Below are 1,514 nucleotides of genomic sequence, written 5' to 3'. Positions count from 1 at the left end.
GTTAACGGTTACTACTCAGATATGGCGCGGACCTATGCAATCGGAGATCCTGGCGCCCTTGCAAGAGACCGGTACAGCGCACTCTTGAGAGGCGAGCGCATCGAATTGGGGTTGGTGCGTCCCGGCATCGCTGCCAGTGCCATCTTCGCGGCAGCAATGAAGGAAGTGAGATCTGGCGCCTTGCCCGAGTATCAGCGCAACCACTGCGGCCACGGAATCGGATTGCGGTCCCATGAATTTCCGTTGATCGGGCCAAGCAGTGAGACAATTCTGAAACCTGGTATGGTGCTCTGTGTCGAAACCCCGTATTATGAGATCGGCTGGGGCGGGATGATGGTTGAAGACACCGTGATAGTGACCGATACAGGCTGTGAGTTGCTGACTGAGTCGTCCCGGGAACTCTGCCGGTCCCATTGAAACATGGCCATCGAAACAGATCGGATGTCGTCGAGTACGCTCGACAACCGTATGTCTAAGAGCCAATCGCTCGAACGTGGCCTCGAAATTCTGGAAGCCGTAAACCAAGCTGAAAGGCCCATCGGCACGCGAGAATTGGCCCGCCTTCTCGAACTGAGCCCTGCAATCGTTCAGAGACTGGTCAACACGCTCGCGGAGCGGCATTATCTCCGGCGCGATCCCGATACGAAGCGCTACACCATTGGTTATCAGACTCTGATCTTTGGTGCATCACTAATGCGCCGGGACAATCTATTGGTCGAAGCGCGCAAAGAACTTGAGGAAGTCACAAGGAAGCTGCGTGTCGATTCTTATATGGCGACGCTGCAAGGGCGACGAGCGATATACCTGATGTGGCTGGCCGGCGACGCTCCCGTCTCCGTTCGCGCCGAACCTGGAGACGAACTTTCCCTGCACTCCACAGCAATCGGAAGATGCATTCTGTCCTCTTTTCGCGATGAAGAGGTCCTCGAAATTCTGGGACCGGGCCCCCTGCGCCGGATCACAAGCAAGACCATTACAGATCCTTACCTCGTTCTAAACGAAATCCACCTGACAAAGGAGCGTGGTTTTGCCGTAGTTCAGGACGAGAATATCGACGGCATCATTTCGGTTGGTGCATTGATCAAACAGCCGACGGCCGGTCCGCGCAGTGCTATCAGCCTTTCATTTTCTCCATATTTCTCCAAGGATATTGATATCGAAGAAGCTGGGGCAGTAATTACGGCCGCGGCAAGGCGAATAAGCAGAATTGCAGTTTCGTAGACTGTGCATGAATGACCGGCAGCCGCAGTGGACCGTCAGCCCTCCAGCTAATCCAGCTCCGGCACCTCGTTGAAAGTTGTCTTGAATCAGCATTGGAAGGGCAAGCGTTTGAGCCCGAACGGACCCCTGCGCTGCGGCGATTAGTCCGCGCCATTGCCAAGCGGCGAAGAAACACCGCGTCGGCGGCAGGCGGCCTCGACCGTGTTCCTGAGCAGGCGCGCGATGGTCATGGGACCCACTCCGCCCGGGACTGGTGTCAGCGCACCGGCGACGCTGCGCGCACCCTCGAAATC

The 1,514-nt window shown here is 56.7% G+C and carries 2 protein-coding genes and 1 pseudogene; 2 read left to right on the top strand and 1 reads right to left on the bottom strand.

Annotated elements, in window-relative coordinates; translation table 11 throughout:
* The coding region (locus XH81_RS04800) for a M24 family metallopeptidase (protein ID WP_271596015.1) at window positions 1-417 on the top strand (417 nt) is incomplete at its 5' end.
* Window positions 418-420: 3 nt separating this feature from the next.
* Window positions 421-1,221: an IclR family transcriptional regulator gene (locus XH81_RS04795; RefSeq protein ID WP_271596014.1), complete on the top strand. Its 801-nt coding sequence runs from the start codon at window positions 421-423 to the stop codon at window positions 1,219-1,221.
* Between the two features lie 140 nt (window positions 1,222-1,361).
* Here XH81_RS04795 and XH81_RS04790 read toward each other — a convergent pair.
* Window positions 1,362-1,514 (bottom strand): annotated as a pseudogene (locus XH81_RS04790) (bifunctional methylenetetrahydrofolate dehydrogenase/methenyltetrahydrofolate cyclohydrolase); the annotation flags it as partial.

Source organism: Bradyrhizobium sp. CCBAU 25360, assembly GCF_028128695.1.
Taxonomy (GTDB): Bacteria; Pseudomonadota; Alphaproteobacteria; order Rhizobiales; family Xanthobacteraceae; genus Bradyrhizobium; species Bradyrhizobium ottawaense.
This window is presented reverse-complemented; position numbering and strand designations above follow the sequence as displayed.

Coding starts and splice junctions, on each gene's coding strand:
- XH81_RS04795 (WP_271596014.1), top strand. CDS start 421: ATGGCCATCGAAACAGATCGGATGTCGTCGAGTACGCTCGACAACCGT.